The sequence below is a fragment of the Elstera litoralis genome (assembly GCF_000963705.1).
Taxonomy (GTDB): domain Bacteria; phylum Pseudomonadota; class Alphaproteobacteria; order Elsterales; family Elsteraceae; genus Elstera; species Elstera litoralis.
The window spans coordinates 1-16,026 of the sequence record NZ_LAJY01000244.1 but is presented as its reverse complement, the minus strand read 5'-3'; the positions used below and the strand labels follow the sequence as shown (position 1 = coordinate 16,026).

The window sequence follows — 16,026 nt, the reverse complement described above, 5'->3', positions numbered from 1 at the left end:
GTCGGTATCCCAGCCGTTTTGCGGGTCGCCGCGATTGAGATCGACGCTGCCGAGCAGATTGTGACCCAGGGCGTAGGCGATTTCATGCTCGAAACTATGGCCCGCAAGGGTGGCGTGATTGACCTCGATATTCAGCTTCACTTCGCCCAGCAAACCATAGTTCGCTAGGAAGGCATGAACCGTTGCGCTATCGAAATCATATTGATGTTTGGTCGGCTCGCAGGGTTTCGGCTCGATCAGGATGGTGCCCTTGAAGCCGATCTTATGCTTGTGCTCCACCACCAAATTCAGGAACCGGCCCAATTGGTCGAGTTCCTGGCGCATATCGGTATTCAGCAGCGTGTCATAGCCTTCGCGGCCGCCCCAGAGCACGTAATTCCCGCCGCCGAGCCGGTGCGTTACGTCCAGCATCGCGCGGACTTGGCCGGCGGCATAGGCGAAAACGTTCGGGTCGGGATTGGTCGCCCCGCCCGCCTGATAGCGCGGGTGGGAGAAAAGGTTCGCCGTACCCCACAGCAGCTTTATGCCGGTCTGGCTCATTTTCTCGGCGAAATAATCAGCAATCGCATCGAGGTTCGACCAGCCTTCGCGCAGCGACGTGCCGAGCGAGACGGCATCGACATCGTGAAAGGCGAAATAGGGAATGCCGGTCTTTTGGAAGAAGGTGAAGGCTTCGTCGGCCTTAAGCCTAGCGCTCTCCAGCGTGTCGGGCAGCCCGTGCCACGGACGGTTGAAGGTGCCACCGCCGAAAACATCGCTGCCCGGCCAACAGAAGCTATGCCAGTAGCAGACCGAGGGGCGCAAATGCTCCACCATCGGCTTACCCAGCACCAGTCGGTCGGGCTGATAATAGCGGTAGGCCAGCGGGTTGCGGCTGTCCGGCCCTTCAAACTGGGCGGTGGGAAGATCGGCGAAATAGGACATAGCAAGTCTCCTCAGCCCGAAGCCGGGCGGATTTGGGTCATAAGGTCGGATAAAGAGCGGATTACGCGGGCGGACGGCCCGTGATAATCATGGCGAGCACATCGTCTTGCGTCACATCGGCGGTATGGCAGTCGCCCACCACGCGCCCGCCTTTCATGACGGTGAGCCGGTCGGCCAACTCGAAGACATCGTGCAAATCATGGCTGATGAGGAAAATCCCCAGGCCCTGGCGCTTCAACTCCTGGATCACATTCGCCACCATTGCCGTTTCCTGCGGGCCGAGCGCGGCGCAGGGCTCGTCCATAATCAGGATTTGCGCCTGAAAATGGATCGCGCGGGCAATCGCAATCGATTGGCGTTGCCCGCCCGAGAGGCTGCTGACCGGCGCGCGCACCGATTTGAGATCGACGACTTTCAGCTTCGACAGCACGTCGCTGGTCGCGTGTTCCATCGCCGCATCGTTCAACCGCCCGAGGGGGGTGACGATTTCGCGGCCCAAAAAGACATTCGCCACCGCATCGAGATTATCGGCCAGCGCCAGGGTTTGATAAATCGTCTCGATGCCATTGGCGCGCGCATCGCGCGGCGAGCGGATCGTCACCGGCTTACCGTCGATGAGAATTTCGCCGCCGTCGGCCTCATAAGCCCCGGAGAGAATTTTAATCAGCGTCGATTTGCCCGCGCCATTATGCCCAAGCAGGCCGACGACTTCGCCCCGATGCAGCGTGACCGAGACGTCATCGAGTGCGACGACGCCGCCGAACTGCTTGTGGATATTGCGCATTTCAATCAGAGGGGTTCGCATCGAATCGGCTCCCAACTCAGGCCACACGGCGGCGATAAACGACATCGGCCCAAACGGCCAGGATCAGCACCGACCCGATCACGACCTGCTGCAAGGCGCTGGGCAGGCCGAGCAGCACCATGCCGTTTTCCAGGCTCTGCATAATAACCGCGCCCAAAATCGCCCCGGCAATCGACCCCGCCCCGCCGGCAAGGCTGGTGCCGCCAATCACGACCGCCGCGATTACCGACAGTTCCGCCAAAGTGCCGGTGGAATTCACCCCGGCATTGAGGCGCGCAGTCGCCAAAATCCCCGCCACCGCCGCGAGAATGCCCATGATGATGAAGATCGTCAGAACCAGTTTTGCGCACGTCGATCCCGGCGAGGCGCGCGGCCTCGGGATTGCCACCGAAGGCAAACACATAGCGGCCGAAGCGGGTGGTGCGGGCAATCGTTTCCATAATCAGCACGGTGCCGATCAGCAGCAGAACCGGGATGGGAATCCCCTGCGGAATCTGCGTTCCGGGCCGGTTATAGGCGTTCATCGTCACCACGAAGGCGAGAATCGCGCCAATCCAGAGGCCGCCGGTGAGTAAATCACCCCACAGCGGCTTTTCGGCAAACCCATAACTGCGCCGCCGCCGCCGCGCCGCGATGATACGGAACAGCACGAGCGCAATCGCAAGCCCGCCGAGAACCCAACTCCAAAACGCGCCGAGCTGCCGCGCAAGCCGCCGCCGAGAAGCTGGAAATCTTCTTCCATTGGCGCAACCGTGCGGCCTTCGGTCATCATCCAGGCGACGCCGCGAAAAATCAGCAGGCCCGCCAAGGTGACGATGAAGGACGGCACCGTGCGATAAGCGATCCAAAAGCCCTGGAACGCGCCAATCGCAATCCCTACCGCCACCGCGCAGAGGATCGTCACCGGCGTATTCCACCAAACTTCCGGCGGCAGGATCTGCACCTGAACCACGGCGGCAAACATGCCAATCGCGCCCAGGACCGAGCCAACCGACAGATCGATATTCCGCGTCACGATCACCAGCACCATGCCGGTGGTGAGAATGCCGACCATCGAGGTTTGGACGGCCAAATTCCATAAATTGCGCGGCGAGAGAAACGCGCCTTGCGTGAAACTATTGAAGACCAAGGCGATCACGACCAAAGCTCCGGCCATCGCCAGTAGGCGCGTATCAAGCCCCGTTGCCGCCGCGAGGCGACGGATAGAAAATTGCGTCATGCGAGGCGCTCTCTGCCGAACGTTTTCTTCTTGGGAATCGGGGAACCCGAAGGCTCCCCGACACCTATTCGTTTCTTACTTGCACGCAGCCGGCGGATTGGCGGTCGCACCGCGACAGACCTGTTCCTTCGTGCTCCACCCGGCGCTAATCACGGCATCGAGATTATCGCGGGTCACGGGAACCGGCTTCAGCAGGATGGTATCCAGCGAGACCTTATTGGGACCATCGGCCCATTTGAAGGCGCCGGGGATCTTATCCATCGCCGTGCCCTTGGCGAGTTCGGCGGCCACTTCGGCAGCCTTCTGCCCAAGGGTGCGCGCGTCTTTCCAGATCGTCACGGTTTGCAGGCCGCGCGCGATGCGATTGAGCGCGGCTTGATCGGCATCCTGACCGGAGATCGGCACCCCGGACAGGCCTTGCGCCGTCATCGCCGCAACCGCGCCGCCTGCCGTGCCGTCATTGGCGGCAACCACGGCGTCAACCTTATTGTTATTGGCCGTTAGAATCTGCTCCATATTCTTCTGAGCGTTTTCCGGCAGCCAACGGTCGGTATACTGTTCGCCAACAATTTTAATATCGCCCTTGTCGATGGCGGGTTTCAGCACTTCCTTCGAGCCCATCGCCAGGAAATCGGCATTCGGATCGGCGTTATAACCTTTGATGAAGACGTAATTGCCGGTCGCTTCGCCTTTTGAATTTCGCGCGCCATCATCCGGCCCACTTCGATGTTATCGAAGGTGAGATAGAAAAACGCCCGGCACTTCGATGAGGCGGTCATAGCCCAGAACCGGGATTTTTTCGGCTTTGGCTTTGGCGACGGCGGGCTGAATCGCCTGGGCATCTTGCGCCAGCACGATCAGCGCCTTTGCGCCGCGCGCAATCAGGCTTTCCACATCGGCGAGCTGCTTTTGCGGGTTCGACTGGGCATCGGCGCTGATATATTCCGCACCAACGCTGGCGAGTTGCTTTTTGATGGCGGCTTCATCGATCTTCCAGCGCTCTTCCTGGAAATTCGACCAGGACACGCCCACAACCAGTTTCGACTGCGCTTGTGCGCCCGTTGCAAGTGCGAGCAACGAGGCCCCTGCGGCCAATCCCAAGGCGAGAGTCTTGATATTCATACCTGTTTCCTCCGGTTCGCGGCCCTCTGTGGGGCCTTTTCTCACTCTCGCCAGAGGATATTCCCCCTGGCGCTCATCCAGTTTTGCGTGCAGTGCAGCATTTATTTTGGATGTTAAAATAAATGGTAAAAGCAGTAGGACTAGAATGCAAGCGCTCTCTAAGATCGTCGATGCCAGGGAGCCGAATAAAGCCCGCGCACGACCAAGGCCGCCGCGCCGCGCGCCCACAGGTCGAGCCCATCCGGCAAGGGGGCGAGCGGAATTTTACCGACGAGCGGCGCGATCAACCCGGCTTCGAAGGCCGCCGTCAGGGGCTTCAGGAGCAAATCCCCGGCGCGCACACCCGATCCGGCGAGGATGATTCGGGTCGGGTTGAGCAGATTACACACATTGGCAAGTTCCTGGCCCAGGGCCGCCCCGGCTTCGGCGAAAACCGTTTGCAGATCGGCACTCCCGGCCCGCGCCCCGGCAATCGCCGCAATTAAACGCTCACTGGGCAGCCGATCGCTCGGCAGCGCCCCCGGTTGTTCCGGCAGAAACGGGGCTGCCGCGCGCGCAATCGCATAATCGGCCGTGAAGGCTTCAAGGCAGCCGCGCTTACCGCATTGGCACAGCGGCCCCTCGGCCCGGTGGCGGGTATGGCCGAACTCGGTACCGAGGCCGAGGCCGCCGCGCATCACCTCGCCGCCGCTGACAATCGCCATGCCGAGCCCTTGGTCGAGCGTCACGACCAGAAAATTATCGCCCTGCTCGGGCGGCCGAACCAGACTTCGGCCAAGGCCACGAGGCGCGCCTCATTATCCATCACGCAGGGCACGCCGAGGGCGGCGCTGAGCGTTTCCGCCAGCGGTAGCGGGCCGTCGCCGAACAGGGGGCTCCAATGGCAGATCCCGCTCACGGCGTCGATCATGCCCGGCAAGGCAATGCCGACGCCCGCGATTTGGCTGAGGTCGATGGCGGCTTCCCGGCTCGCCTGCCGCAACCCCGTTTCGATCAAGGCGAGCGTCGCCGCCACCCCGTCGCGCTTGGGCTGGGCAGGTAGCGCCAGCGCGTGAAATTCCTCGGCCTTCAGATTGGCGACGCTGAACGTCAACCGATCCGCCGAAATATTCACCCCCAGCACCGCCGCCGCGTCGGCCCTGAGGCGCAGCAGCACGCGGGGTCGCCCGCGCCCGCCGATATCTTCCTGAACTTGCGCCTGTACAACCAGCCCTTCATCCTGCAAATCCTGCACGATGGCCGAAACGGTCGCGGGCGACAGATCGGTGCGCTGGGCGAGTTCAATCCGCGCAATCGGCTCGTGCCGCCGCAAACAATCGAGCACATGGAAGCGGTTAATCGCCCGCATCCACTCCGAATCTGCCGTTTTCATACCGCCGGTCATGTTGGCCCATGCTGATAAAAGGGGGTAACGCCCGTTGAGATAGCGCTTAAGTGTGGAAGGAACACAAGCCCCTCCACGCCAGCCTTCCCCAAGGATGCACGCCCGTTCTATAATTTCGAGTAAAGATTATTAACCTTTCAGCGCTAAAATGAGCCCATAGCCCCGTAAGGATAATCCGATGCCCCTCCCCCACTCTTCCGCCCCCCCCCTCCTTCCGTCTCGACGGCAAACGCGCGCTTTTGATCGACGGCGGATGGACGGCAGAATGACCGGCTGCCCCCGCCCCTCGCTGTTGCTGCTGCCGGATACGCTCTGTACCGGCGATATCTGGGCGCGCCAATGGGAGCGGCTGAGCCTTAATGCCGACTGCCACATCGGTGATCTCACCCACGACGATAGTGTGGAAGCCCTGGCCGCGCGCCAATTGGCAACAAGCCCCTGGCAACGGTTCTCCGTCGCCGGGCTCGGGTTGGGCGGCATTGTCGCCCTAGAAATGGTTCGGCAAGCGCCGCATCGCATCGAAAGACTGGCGCTGATCGCCACCCATCACCGCGCCGAAACGCCCGACCATCAGGCCCAACGCTTGGCCGAGATCGACGCGGCGCGCGAGATGGGCATCACGGCCTTCGCTCAGACGAAGCTATTGCCCGGCTATAGTGCCCAAGATCGCCCCCTCGGCAAGGCCACGGCGGATTTGATCCTTCACATGGCCGAGCAGCTTGGCCACGCCATTTTTCGCCGCCAGTCGCTCGCCCTCAAGGACCGGCCCGATCAAAGCGCCACCCTCGCCGCCTTCGTCGGCCCGGCGTTGCTGCTCTGCGGTTCGGACGATGCACTATACCCGATGAGCCACCATACTGACATGGCGCAGCTTCTGCCGCAGGCCATCGTGCGTATTATTCTCGGCGCGGGGCATCTGCCGTCGTTGGAAGCGCCCGACGCCGTGACCGAAGCGCTCACCGCGTGGTTGGCCCAGCCGGTACCGCCGCGCTTCAGCGATCTGGATGACATTCTGACCATCGATTGATGCAGAATCGGCCTCGACACGCTAAAAAGCCCCTCGGTGACTAGAGAGGGAACATGCCATGACGGACCGCGCCAAACCCAAAACCAGCGCCACGCAAGCGGCGGTCGATTGGAACGGGGCCGAACTCTCCCGGCAGAAATTCAATGCGACCCTTTTCACCGATCTGGATATGATGGAAGCGCGCAGCATCGGGACGGCGTTTACCGACTGCATCTTTCGGAATGGACGCTTTAACGCCTCCATCCACCGCAGCACCGCCTTCGTGAACTGCACCTTCCTCGCGTGCAAATTCTTCGATACGCAGTTTATCGACTGTAAATTCGTCGGCAGTCGGTTCGACGGCTGCTCGTTCGATCTTTTGAAGATCGACGGCGGCGACTGGTCTTTCGTCGGCTTGGCGGGGGCCGATTTGCGCTCGGCATCGATTACCGGCACACGCCTGCGCGAAGCCGATCTAACCGGGGTGCGCGGCCAGGGCGCGGTTCTGCGCGACGCCGACCTGTCGGGGGCGTCGTTCGACAAGGCCGATTTAACCGGCTGCGATCTGCGCGGAAGCGATGTGAGCGCGATCGATCCGGCACAGGTGGCGCTGAAAGAGGCGATCATCACCGTCGATCAAGCCGTCACCCTCGCTCAAGCCCTCGGGCTGGACGTACGGGCCGATTAGGCGATTTTCGTGAGATCGATCCGAATAATCTCGGTCGGCAGATCGGTTTCAATCTGAACGTCGCCGGCGATGACGGCGCAATCAAGGGGCGTAAGCTGACATTCCCCCGCCCCATAACCAATCCGCAGGTCCCCACGCGCGAGCAGAAGCAGATGCGACGCGTTTCCGGGGCTGACGGCAATTCTCCCCTGAACCCGCTGCCGGATCACCCGATGGTGCCACTGCCCGCGCCGCGTCATCACATTCAAATCGAGGATCGGCCCGCCGACGAGCCGCGCCGAGGTTGGCGCATCGGCGGGAAACGCTAACGGATCAGAGGTTTGCGTCAGCACCACCGGCGGTTCCTCGGCAATGGTCAGCGCCATGCCCGGCCCGTCGAGAATCAGCAGCGTGCGGTCGATCCCGTCGAACACCGAGAATGGCCCGTCGCTGGCCACCGTCGCCATGCTCACGCGCCAGCCGAAACCGGCAAGATCGGCTTCCGGCGGAAACACGGCGATTTCGGTGGTTTCGCCCCCACCGTTTTTCCACGGCATGCGCCGATACTCGTGCGCGCGCAACAGCGTGACGGTGGAAACACTCATGGGGGCAGTTCCTTTTCTACACTGAAAGGGGATTAATTCCCCAAGATACCCGGCAGGCGCAGGCCCTTTTCCCGCGCGCAGTCGAGCGCGATGTCATAACCCGCGTCGGCGTGGCGCATGACGCCCGTCGCCGGATCGTTCCACAGCACGCGCCCGATGCGCTCGGCGGCGTCATCGGTGCCGTCGCAGCAAATGACCATGCCCGAATGCTGGGAAAAGCCCATGCCGACGCCGCCGCCGTGGTGTAGCGACACCCAGGTTGCCCCGGAGGCGGTATTCAACAGCGCGTTCAGCAGCGGCCAGTCCGACACGGCGTCGGACCCGTCCTTCATTGCCTCAGTTTCGCGGTTCGGCGAGGCGACCGAGCCCGAATCGAGATGGTCGCGGCCAATCACAATCGGTGCGCTCAATTCGCCCGTGCGCACCATTTCATTGAAAGCGAGCCCCAGGCGCTCGCGGTCGCCGAGGCCAACCCAGCAAATCCGCGCGGGCAGGCCTTGGAAGGCGATACGCTCGCGGGCCATATCGAGCCAATGGTGCAAATGGGTATTGCCGGGAGTGAGTTCTTTCACCTTGGCGTCGGTCTTGTAAATATCCTCGGGATCGCCGGAGAGGGCGGCCCAGCGGAACGGCCCGATGCCCCGGCAGAACAGCGGGCGGATATAGGCGGGCACGAAGCCGGGGAAGGCGAAGGCGTTTTCCAGCCCTTCGTCCTGCGCGACTTGGCGGATATTATTGCCGTAGTCGAGCGTCGGAACTCCGGCGTTCCAGAAGGCCAGCATGGCTTCGACATGCTCGCGCATCGAGGCGCGCGCGGCTTTTTCCACCGCCTTCGGATCGCTCACGCGCTTCTCGCGCCACTCCGCAAGGCTCCAACCTTTCGGCAGATAGCCGTTGATCGGATCGTGCGCCGACGTTTGATCGGTGACGATATCGGGCCGCACCCCTCGCCGCACCAGTTCCGGCAGAATATCGGCGGTATTGCCCAGCAATCCCACCGATTTCGCCTCGCCAGCTTTCGTCCAGCGCGCGATCATCTCTAGCGCCTCATCCAGGGTTTCGGCCTTGGCGTCGACGTAACGGGTGCGCAGGCGGAAGTCGATGGAATCGGGATTGCACTCGACCGCAAGGCAGCAGGCCCCGGCCATCACCGCCGCCAAGGGCTGCGCGCCGCCCATGCCGCCGAGGCCGCCCGTCAGAATCCATTTGCCTTTAAGGCTACCGCCGTAATGCTGCCGCCCGGCTTCGACGAAGGTTTCATAGGTTCCCTGCACGATGCCTTGGGTGCCGATATAGATCCACGACCCCGCCGTCATCTGGCCGTACATGGCCAGACCCTTCTTATCGAGTTCGTTGAAATGATCCCAAGTGGCCCAATGGGGCACGAGGTTGGAATTGGCGATCAACACGCGCGGGGCGTGCTTATGGGTGCGAAACACGCCGACCGGCTTGCCGGATTGCACCAGCAGCGTCTCCTCCTCGGTCAAGGTTTTGAGCGTCGCGACGATCTGATCGAAATCCGCCCAGGTCCGCGCCGCCCGCCCAATGCCGCCGTACACGACCAGCTCATTCGGGTTTTCCGCCACTTCGGGATCGAGATTATTCATCAGCATGCGCAGCGGCGCTTCGGTCATCCAGCTTTTGGCGTTCAGGGTGCGCCCGCGCGGGGCCCGGACGGTGCGGATATTGTGCCGAGGGTTGGTCATGGCGGGGTCCTTATCGGGGCAAGCGGGGGGCGAGATGCACGAGGCGCTGCAAGAGGTCCGCCAAAATTGGGCGGAGCTTGGCGGCCTTGGTAGAATCATAGGCAAACGGCGCGGTTTCGGTCGCAAGATAGCTCGATTGGGTGAGTTCCATCTGGATCGCGTGAACCTGGCGGTCGGGCGTGCCGTAATGGCGCGTCGTCCAGCCGCCTTTGAAACGCCCGTTGAGTACGGTGCTATAGCCGGGGGCTTGCGACGTGACGGCCACGGCGGCGGCTTCCAGACGGGCATCACAGGTGCGCCCACTATCGGTGCCGATATTGAAATCGGGCAGCTTGCCGTCGAACAGAAACGGGATGCGGGAGCGGATCGAGTGGCAATCATAGAGGATAGCCACCCCATGCCGGGCTTTAACGCGCGCGATTTGCGCCGCCAGCGCCGCATGATAGGGCGCGTGAAACCGCGCCAGCCGGTCGGCGATATCGACCGCCGTCGGCCCCTGCCCGTCCCGCCACAGCGGTTGATTGTCGAAATCGGTTTCGGGGATGAGCCCGGTGGTATTCTGCCCCGGATAGAGGCTGGTGCCGCTCGGGTCGCGGTTGGCGTCGATCACATAGCGGTGAAAGGTGGCGCGCACGCGCGTCACCCCTGGTACCAGGCCGTTGTACAGTTCGTGAATATGCCAGTCGGTATCGGCCAACTGCTGACCCACATCGTTCAGCCGCGCGGCAATATCGGCGGGAACCTCGGTCCCCGTATGGGGAAAGCCGAGAATCAGGGGCGAGTCGCCCTCGTCGATCTCAACAACCGCCATCTTAGGCCTCCAAGCTGGGCAGCAGGCCCGGCGCGACGGCCCCGGTAAGCTGCCCGTTTGCCACAAGGTCGCGCGCCGCTTTCAAATCGGGGGCCATATAGCGATCGACCTCCAGGGTCGGGACGACCGCCCGGATCGTGCCGATCACTTTTTTGCAGGGCGGGGCTGGTGACGAGCGGCGCGCGAAACTCGATGCCTTGGGCCGCCGTCAGCGCTTCGATGCCGATAATCGCAAACAGGTTTTCGGTCATCGCCAGCAGCCGCCGCGCGCCGTGGCAGGCCATCGAAACGTGATCTTCCTGATTGGCGGAGGTCGGCGTTGAATCGACCGAGGCCGGATGCGCCATCTGCTTATTTTCCGACATCAGCGCCGCCGAGGTGACTTCGGCAATCATCAGCCCGGAGTTGAGCCCCGGCGCTTTCGCCAGAAAGGCGGGCAGCCCGTAGGAGAGCGCCGGATCGACCAGCAGCGCAATGCGGCGCTGGGCAATCGCGCCGATCTCGCAGACCGCCAGCGCGATTTGATCGGCGGCAAAGGCCACCGGTTCCGCATGGAAATTCCCGCCGGAGACGACCGAATTATCGGACAGGACCAGCGGATTATCGGTAACAGCATTCGCCTCGATTTCGAGCGTCCGCGCCACCTGGCGCAGCAGATCCAAACACGCGCCATCGACCTGCGGCTGACAGCGGATGCAATAGGGGTCTTGCACGCGCTCGTCGCCCTGGCTGTGGCTGGCGCGGATCGGCGAGCCGTCGAGCAGGCCGCGCAGCGCCGTCGCCGCATCGATCTGGCCGCGATGGCCGCGCAGCATGTGAATATCGGGATGAAACGGCGCGGAGGAGCCCATCGCCGCGTCGGTCGACAGCGCCCCGGTTATCAGCGCCGATTGCGCGGCGCGATGGGCGCGGAACAGGCCGACCAGCGCCAAAGCCGTGGAAACCTGAGTGCCATTGATGAGGGCGAGGCCCTCTTTGGCCGCGAGCACAATCGGGTGAAGCCCGGCGCGGGCCAGCGCTTCCGCCCCCGGCAGCCGCTCACCCCCGTAAAAAGCCTCGCCTTCGCCAATCATCACCGCCGCCATATGGGCCAGCGGGGCCAGATCCCCCGACGCACCGACCGAGCCTTTTTCGGGAATAACCGGCGTCACGCCCCGCTCCAGCATCGCTTCGATGAGCGTTATCACCCCAAGCCGCACGCCCGAGGCCCCGCGCCCGAGCGAGACGAGCTTTAGCGCCATAATCAGCCGCACGATATCGTTCGCCAGCGGCTCCCCCACCCCGCAGCAGTGGGAGAGGATCAAATTGCGCTGAAGCACGGTCACGTCTTGGGGGGCGATGCGGATGCTGGCGAGTTTGCCGAAGCCGTATTGATGCCGTAGACCGGCGCGTCGCCCCCGGCAATCTCGGCAATCCGCGCCGCTGCCTTTTCGACGCCCGGATGAAACGAGGCATCGATCTTCGCCGCCGCCCCGGTCCAATAGAGCGTCTCGAAGGTCGCGAGCGGCACCGCGCCGGGATGAAGCGTGAGACTCATGGGGAAAATCCTCTAAAAGAAAGGGCTATTGCCCCCGCCAAACGCGGGCGTGTAGCGGGTTAAAGCCCATGCGGTAGACGAGTTCCGCCGGGCGCTCGATGTTCCACAGGGCGAAATCGGCCCATTTCCCGGCTTCCAGCGTCCCGACCTCGGCCTGAAGCCCGAGGGCTCGGGCGGCCTCGCGCGTTACCCCGGCCAGACATTCATCGACCGTCATGCGGAACAGGGTCGCGGCCATATTCAGCGTCAGCAGCAACGACGTAAGCGGCGCGGTGCCGGGGTTATTGTCGGTCGCCAGCGCCATCGGCACGCCGTGCTTGCGAAATAGATCGAGCGGCGGCTTTTGGGTTTCGCGGATGAAGTAAAAGGCCCCCGGCAGAATCACCGCCACCGTGCCCGCCTGCTTCATCGCAACCACGCCCGCTTCGTCGGTAAACTCCAGATGATCGGCGGACAGCGCGCCAAACTCCGCCGCCAGCGCCGCGCCGTTGAGGTTAGAGAGCTGATCGGCGTGCAGCTTCACCGGAAGCCCCAGGGCTTTTGCCGCCTCGAACACGCGCCGCATTTCGGCGGGCGAGAAAGCGACATTTTCGCAAAACCCATCGACCGCATCGACTAGGCCGTCCGCCGCCAGCGCCGGGAGCATGTCGGCGATTACCCGGTCGAGATAGCCCGTTTGATTATTCTTGAATTCCGGCGGCAGCGCGTGCGCGCCCAAAAAGGTGGTCCGCACGCTAATATCGCGCTCGCGGCCCAGGCGGCGGGCCACGCGCAGGGCCTTGCCCTCGTTTTCCCGGTCCAGCCCATAGCCGGATTTAATCTCGATGGTCGTCACGCCTTCCGCCATCAGCGCGTCCAGGCGTGGCAGCGATTCGGCGGTTAGCTGGTCCTCGCTCGCGGCGCGAAACGCGCTGACCGACGAGACGATCCCGCCGCCCGCCCGCGCGATCTCCTCATAGCTTGCGCCATTGAGGCGTAGTTCAAACTCATGGGCGCGATTGCCCGCGTGGACGAGATGGGTGTGACAGTCGATCAAGCCGGGGGTGATCCAGCGATTGCCGCAGTCGATCACCGCATCCGCCGCCCGATAGGCGGGCGGTAGCGCCGCTTCCGGCCCGGCATAGAGAATGCGCCCGCCCGCAACCGCAATCGCCCCGGCCTCAACGAGGCCAAGCCCCGGCAAATCCGGGTTCAGCGTCGCCAATCTTGCATTCCGCCACAGTCGCTCGCAGGCTTCGGTGGGGCCAGGATGGGGGGCTGAAAATTGGGATGACATCGGGCGCGCCTCTTTCCTTTTCGTCCGATAATGTATAGACATAATGAAAAGCGACGCAAGCGCTTTCTGGACCGAACCGATGACGAGGGCTGCCAGTATGACGGGTATTCACGCACAGCGCGCGCTCACACCCCAGGGCTGGCAGCAGGATGTTCGGCTGGAAATCGACGGGGGCCGCATCGCCGCGCTCGCCGCCGGTGTGCCCGCGCAGCCGGGGGACGAACGGCACGCCATTCTCCTGCCCGGCATGCCCAATCTACACAGCCACGCGTTTCAACGCAGCATGGCCGGCCTCGCGGAAGTGCGCGGCCCCGGCCCCGATAGTTTTTGGAGTTGGCGGACGCTGATGTACCGCTTCGCCCTCGCGCTCACGCCCGATCAGGTAGAGGCAATCGCAAGCCAGCTTTACATGGAAATGCTGGAAGCCGGGTTTTCGCGCGTCGGCGAGTTTCACTACCTGCACCATGCCCCCGACGGTCGCCCCTATGCGGACCCGGCGGAAATGGCGGCCCGCATCGCCGCCGCTGCCGCCGAAACCGGCATTGGCCTTACGCTGCTGCCGGTCTTCTACGCCCATTCCGGCTTCGGCAGCGCGGCCCCGGCGGACGGGCAGCGGCGCTTTATCAACGATCTCGATAGGTTCGCCCGATTGCTCGACGGTTGCCGCGCCGCCGTGGCCGATCTCCCGGCAGCCCGCGTCGGCCTTGCGCCTCACAGCCTACGCGCCGTAACCCCGGAGGAACTCGCGCACCTGATCCCGCTGGCGGGCGACGCGCCGGTGCACATCCATATCGCCGAGCAGGTGAAAGAGGTGGAGGATTGCCTTGCTTGGTCCGGCGCGCGGCCCGTGCAATGGCTGTTCGATCACTGCGCGGTGACGCCCAACTGGTGCCTCGTGCATGCCACCCATATGACGGCGGACGAAACGGCGCGCTTGGCACAGTCGGGCGCGGTCGCAGGCCTATGCCCAATCACCGAGGCTAATCTGGGCGATGGGATTTTCGACGCGGTTCCCTTCACTGAGGCCGGGGGCGTTTTCGGCATCGGGTCCGATTCGAATATTCTCATCGGCCTGCCCGACGAATTGCGCCTGCTGGAATATTCCCAGCGCTTTAAGCATCGCTCGCGCAATGTGATGACGCGCGCGGGGCAGTCCACCGGGCGGCGGCTGTTCGAGGATGCGCTGCTGGGCGGTGGCCGCGCCCTCGGCACGAAAGTCGGCCTTGCTCCCGATCATCCCGCCGATTTCATCAGCCTGACCGCGACGGGGATTGCGACGATGCCAGACGATGCGATTCTCGACGCCTGGATCTTCGCCAACCAGGGCCGCCCGGACTGCGTTTGGGTCGCGGGCCGCAAACAGGTGGCGGGCGGACGGCATCGCCAGCGCGACGCGATTGAACGGCGGTTTCACGCAACGATGGCGGCGCTGCTGGCGCTCGCGTAAAATACGCCGATGGATACGAATTTCGCCCCCGATGTGCGCCCGGACTCAGCCGACCGGCCCGCCTCGCTCCACCAAAAAATCTACGACGAGATCGAGGGCAATATCCTGTCGGGCGCGTGGCCGCCGGGCCATCGCCTTCAGTTCGAGGTGGAACTTGCCGCCCATTACGGCTGTTCGCGGATGACGGTGAATAAGGTTTTGACGCAGATGGTCAAAGCCGGGTTGATCGAGCGGCGGCGCAAATCGGGCAGTTTCGTCGCTTATCCCAGGGCCGAATCGGCGATTTTGGATATTCGGGACATAAAACAGGAGGTCGAGGCGCTCGGGCTCACCTATGGCTACGAGCGCCTCACCCGGCTGAGACGATTGAGCATCGCCGAAGACCGCAAACGGCTGGAAGTAACGCCCGCCGATGCGGTTCTGGCGCTTACCGCGCGGCATCGGGCGGGGCGCAAGCCTTCTGTTTAGAAAGCCGCCTCATCAATCTCACGGCAGTGCCTGACGCCGAGGCCGAGCCGTTTGAGGCCATCGCGCCGGGGCCTTGGTTGCTGGGCCGCGTGCCGTGGAGTTCCGCCGAACATCAGGTTCGCGCCGTCGCCGCTGATACGAAAACCGCCGACATGCTAGATATTCCGCCGCGCAGCCCGTGCCTTGTTGTCGATCGCCGCACCTGGAACGCGGGCGCTTTCCTCACCTTTGTCCGCCTCACCTATCCGGGCGATCGTCACGCGCTGGTGGCCCATTTTGCGCCGTCGAAGGCCAAATAGGGGTAAAACGCCAAACCCCCCGTTTTTGGCGGGGGGTTTGGCGGTATAATTTGGTTGCGGGGGCAGGATTTGAACCTGCGGCCTTCAGGTTATGAGCCTGACGAGCTACCGGGCTGCTCCACCCCGCGTTTGTATGTTTGCGCTATCGGCTTGCGCCTACTTGAGCGCGTTTATTTTTTGTCCTACCGCGCGTAGCGCTACTTGAGGACGTTTTTTTGTCCTACCGCGCGTAGCGCTACTTGAGGACGTTTTTTTGTCCTATCGGCTTGCGCCTACTTGAGGACGTTTTTTTCGAGAGACTGTGAGTGTGTGTTGATTTTTTGTTTTTTGCCTATGGCGCGTTGCGCTGCTTAAGGCGTTTTTTGTTATGCGGTTTGAGGACCTGGCAGCGACCTACTCTCCCGTGTCTTAAGACAAAGTACCATTGGCGCTAAGGATTTTCACGGCCGAGTTCGGGATGGGATCGGGTGCGGGCTCCTTGCTATGGCCACCAGGTTGTCGAACCGCATGACGTGTTTTTTTTGCCCTATCGGCCTTTGGCCTAGTTGAGGGCGTTTACACACTCTGTTTGCGGCGTTTTGGCGCTGCGATCAGAGTTGATTTGGGTTTTTGGAATGAACTTGCGAGAGTTTAGTTGTGGGGTTTGCCGCTGCGCGCGAGAGTTTTTGCTTCTGGATTAGATCCTGAAGCGCAAGATTTGCGATCAAGCCGATCGGGGTATTAGTACTGGTTAGCTTCACGCATTACTGC

Annotated in this window: 15 protein-coding genes, 1 tRNA gene, 1 rRNA gene and 3 pseudogenes; 5 read left to right on the top strand and 15 right to left on the bottom strand. The window is 62.8% G+C overall.

What is annotated here, in order from left to right:
* The 8 genes and pseudogenes from VZ95_RS10310 to VZ95_RS28180 all read right to left on the bottom strand — a co-directional run.
* On the bottom strand, nt 1-924 hold a 924-nt coding region (locus VZ95_RS10310), incomplete at its 3' end, for a xylose isomerase (protein WP_045775760.1).
* A 61-nt stretch (nt 925-985) separates the two neighbouring features.
* Entirely contained in the window at nt 986-1,729 is a 744-nt protein-coding gene (locus tag VZ95_RS10305) for an ATP-binding cassette domain-containing protein (RefSeq protein ID WP_045775761.1), read from the bottom strand.
* Nucleotides 1,730-1,745: 16 nt separating this feature from the next.
* On the bottom strand, nt 1,746-2,045 hold the full coding sequence (locus VZ95_RS28200) for an ABC transporter permease subunit (RefSeq protein WP_269747100.1): 300 nt from the start codon (nt 2,043-2,045) through the stop codon (nt 1,746-1,748).
* A 94-nt stretch (nt 2,046-2,139) separates the two neighbouring features.
* Nucleotides 2,140-2,316: pseudogene (locus VZ95_RS29275) on the bottom strand (hypothetical protein); the annotation flags it as partial.
* Nucleotides 2,256-2,948, bottom strand: a complete 693-nt coding sequence (locus tag VZ95_RS28190; protein WP_269747098.1) for an ABC transporter permease subunit — start codon at nt 2,946-2,948, stop codon at nt 2,256-2,258. The gene VZ95_RS28190 and the pseudogene VZ95_RS29275, both read right to left, overlap by 61 nt.
* A gap of 75 nt (nt 2,949-3,023) precedes the next feature.
* Nucleotides 3,024-4,070, bottom strand: a pseudogene (locus VZ95_RS10295) (substrate-binding domain-containing protein).
* 158 nt (nt 4,071-4,228) lie between these two features.
* Complete coding sequence (locus tag VZ95_RS28185) at nt 4,229-4,798, bottom strand: ROK family protein (RefSeq protein ID WP_052711665.1); 570 nt, start codon at nt 4,796-4,798, stop codon at nt 4,229-4,231.
* Nucleotides 4,795-5,454, bottom strand: coding sequence for an ROK family transcriptional regulator (locus tag VZ95_RS28180; RefSeq protein ID WP_052711664.1), 660 nt, complete (start codon nt 5,452-5,454; stop codon nt 4,795-4,797). The genes VZ95_RS28185 and VZ95_RS28180 overlap by 4 nt, the downstream gene beginning before the upstream one ends.
* 265 nt (nt 5,455-5,719) lie before the next feature.
* Between VZ95_RS28180 and VZ95_RS10285 the strand changes: the two genes are divergently transcribed.
* Both VZ95_RS10285 and VZ95_RS10280 read left to right on the top strand, forming a co-directional pair.
* Nucleotides 5,720-6,481, top strand: a complete 762-nt coding sequence (locus VZ95_RS10285) for an alpha/beta fold hydrolase (protein ID WP_045775759.1) — start codon at nt 5,720-5,722, stop codon at nt 6,479-6,481.
* Between the two features lie 58 nt (nt 6,482-6,539).
* Complete coding sequence (locus VZ95_RS10280) at nt 6,540-7,148, top strand: pentapeptide repeat-containing protein (RefSeq protein WP_045775758.1); 609 nt, start codon at nt 6,540-6,542, stop codon at nt 7,146-7,148.
* Here VZ95_RS10280 and VZ95_RS10275 read toward each other — a convergent pair.
* The 5 genes and pseudogenes from VZ95_RS10275 to hutI all read right to left on the bottom strand — a co-directional run bounded on the left by VZ95_RS10275 (nt 7,145) and on the right by hutI (nt 13,062).
* A complete protein-coding gene (locus VZ95_RS10275) occupies nt 7,145-7,732 on the bottom strand; it encodes a HutD/Ves family protein (protein WP_045775757.1) in 588 nt (195 codons plus the stop codon). The two genes, VZ95_RS10280 and VZ95_RS10275, sit on opposite strands and share 4 nt — an antisense overlap.
* 32 nt (nt 7,733-7,764) lie before the next feature.
* Complete coding sequence (hutU, locus tag VZ95_RS10270; RefSeq protein WP_045775756.1) at nt 7,765-9,438, bottom strand: urocanate hydratase; 1,674 nt, start codon at nt 9,436-9,438, stop codon at nt 7,765-7,767.
* Between the two features lie 10 nt (nt 9,439-9,448).
* Nucleotides 9,449-10,249, bottom strand: coding sequence for an N-formylglutamate deformylase (hutG, locus tag VZ95_RS10265; RefSeq protein ID WP_045775755.1), 801 nt, complete (start codon nt 10,247-10,249; stop codon nt 9,449-9,451).
* Between the two features lies 1 nt (nt 10,250).
* Nucleotides 10,251-11,786, bottom strand: a pseudogene (hutH, locus tag VZ95_RS10260) (histidine ammonia-lyase).
* A gap of 25 nt (nt 11,787-11,811) precedes the next feature.
* Complete coding sequence (hutI, locus tag VZ95_RS10255; RefSeq protein WP_045775754.1) at nt 11,812-13,062, bottom strand: imidazolonepropionase; 1,251 nt, start codon at nt 13,060-13,062, stop codon at nt 11,812-11,814.
* A 97-nt stretch (nt 13,063-13,159) separates the two neighbouring features.
* Between hutI and VZ95_RS10250 the strand changes: the two genes are divergently transcribed.
* Genes VZ95_RS10250 through VZ95_RS25475 form a run of 3 tightly spaced genes read left to right on the top strand, consistent with a single transcriptional unit; the run spans nt 13,160 to nt 15,276 of the window.
* Nucleotides 13,160-14,509 carry a formimidoylglutamate deiminase gene (locus tag VZ95_RS10250; RefSeq protein ID WP_045775753.1) on the top strand — a complete coding sequence of 450 codons (1,350 nt, stop codon included), beginning with the start codon at nt 13,160-13,162 and terminating at the stop codon, nt 14,507-14,509.
* 9 nt (nt 14,510-14,518) lie between these two features.
* Nucleotides 14,519-14,977, top strand: coding sequence for a GntR family transcriptional regulator (locus VZ95_RS25480; protein ID WP_198148216.1), 459 nt, complete (start codon nt 14,519-14,521; stop codon nt 14,975-14,977).
* 26 nt (nt 14,978-15,003) lie between these two features.
* Nucleotides 15,004-15,276 carry a UTRA domain-containing protein gene (locus tag VZ95_RS25475; RefSeq protein WP_198148215.1) on the top strand — a complete coding sequence of 91 codons (273 nt, stop codon included), beginning with the start codon at nt 15,004-15,006 and terminating at the stop codon, nt 15,274-15,276.
* Between the two features lie 51 nt (nt 15,277-15,327).
* Here VZ95_RS25475 and VZ95_RS10240 read toward each other — a convergent pair.
* Both VZ95_RS10240 and rrf read right to left on the bottom strand, forming a co-directional pair.
* A tRNA-Met gene (locus VZ95_RS10240) sits at nt 15,328-15,404 on the bottom strand.
* Between the two features lie 252 nt (nt 15,405-15,656).
* Nucleotides 15,657-15,771 (bottom strand): 5S ribosomal RNA (gene rrf / locus VZ95_RS10235).
* Nucleotides 15,772-16,026: the final 255 nt, after the last annotated feature.

Coding starts and splice junctions, on each gene's coding strand:
- VZ95_RS10305 (WP_045775761.1), bottom strand. CDS start 1,729: ATGCGAACCCCTCTGATTGAAATGCGCAATATCCACAAGCAGTTCGGC.
- VZ95_RS28200 (WP_269747100.1), bottom strand. CDS start 2,045: ATGGGCATTCTCGCGGCGGTGGCGGGGATTTTGGCGACTGCGCGCCTC.
- VZ95_RS28190 (WP_269747098.1), bottom strand. CDS start 2,948: ATGACGCAATTTTCTATCCGTCGCCTCGCGGCGGCAACGGGGCTTGAT.
- VZ95_RS28180 (WP_052711664.1), bottom strand. CDS start 5,454: ATGACCGGCGGTATGAAAACGGCAGATTCGGAGTGGATGCGGGCGATT.
- VZ95_RS10285 (WP_045775759.1), top strand. CDS start 5,720: ATGACCGGCTGCCCCCGCCCCTCGCTGTTGCTGCTGCCGGATACGCTC.
- VZ95_RS10280 (WP_045775758.1), top strand. CDS start 6,540: ATGACGGACCGCGCCAAACCCAAAACCAGCGCCACGCAAGCGGCGGTC.
- VZ95_RS10275 (WP_045775757.1), bottom strand. CDS start 7,732: ATGAGTGTTTCCACCGTCACGCTGTTGCGCGCGCACGAGTATCGGCGC.
- hutU (WP_045775756.1), bottom strand. CDS start 9,438: ATGACCAACCCTCGGCACAATATCCGCACCGTCCGGGCCCCGCGCGGG.
- hutG (WP_045775755.1), bottom strand. CDS start 10,249: ATGGCGGTTGTTGAGATCGACGAGGGCGACTCGCCCCTGATTCTCGGC.
- hutI (WP_045775754.1), bottom strand. CDS start 13,062: ATGTCATCCCAATTTTCAGCCCCCCATCCTGGCCCCACCGAAGCCTGC.
- VZ95_RS10250 (WP_045775753.1), top strand. CDS start 13,160: ATGACGGGTATTCACGCACAGCGCGCGCTCACACCCCAGGGCTGGCAG.
- VZ95_RS25480 (WP_198148216.1), top strand. CDS start 14,519: ATGGATACGAATTTCGCCCCCGATGTGCGCCCGGACTCAGCCGACCGG.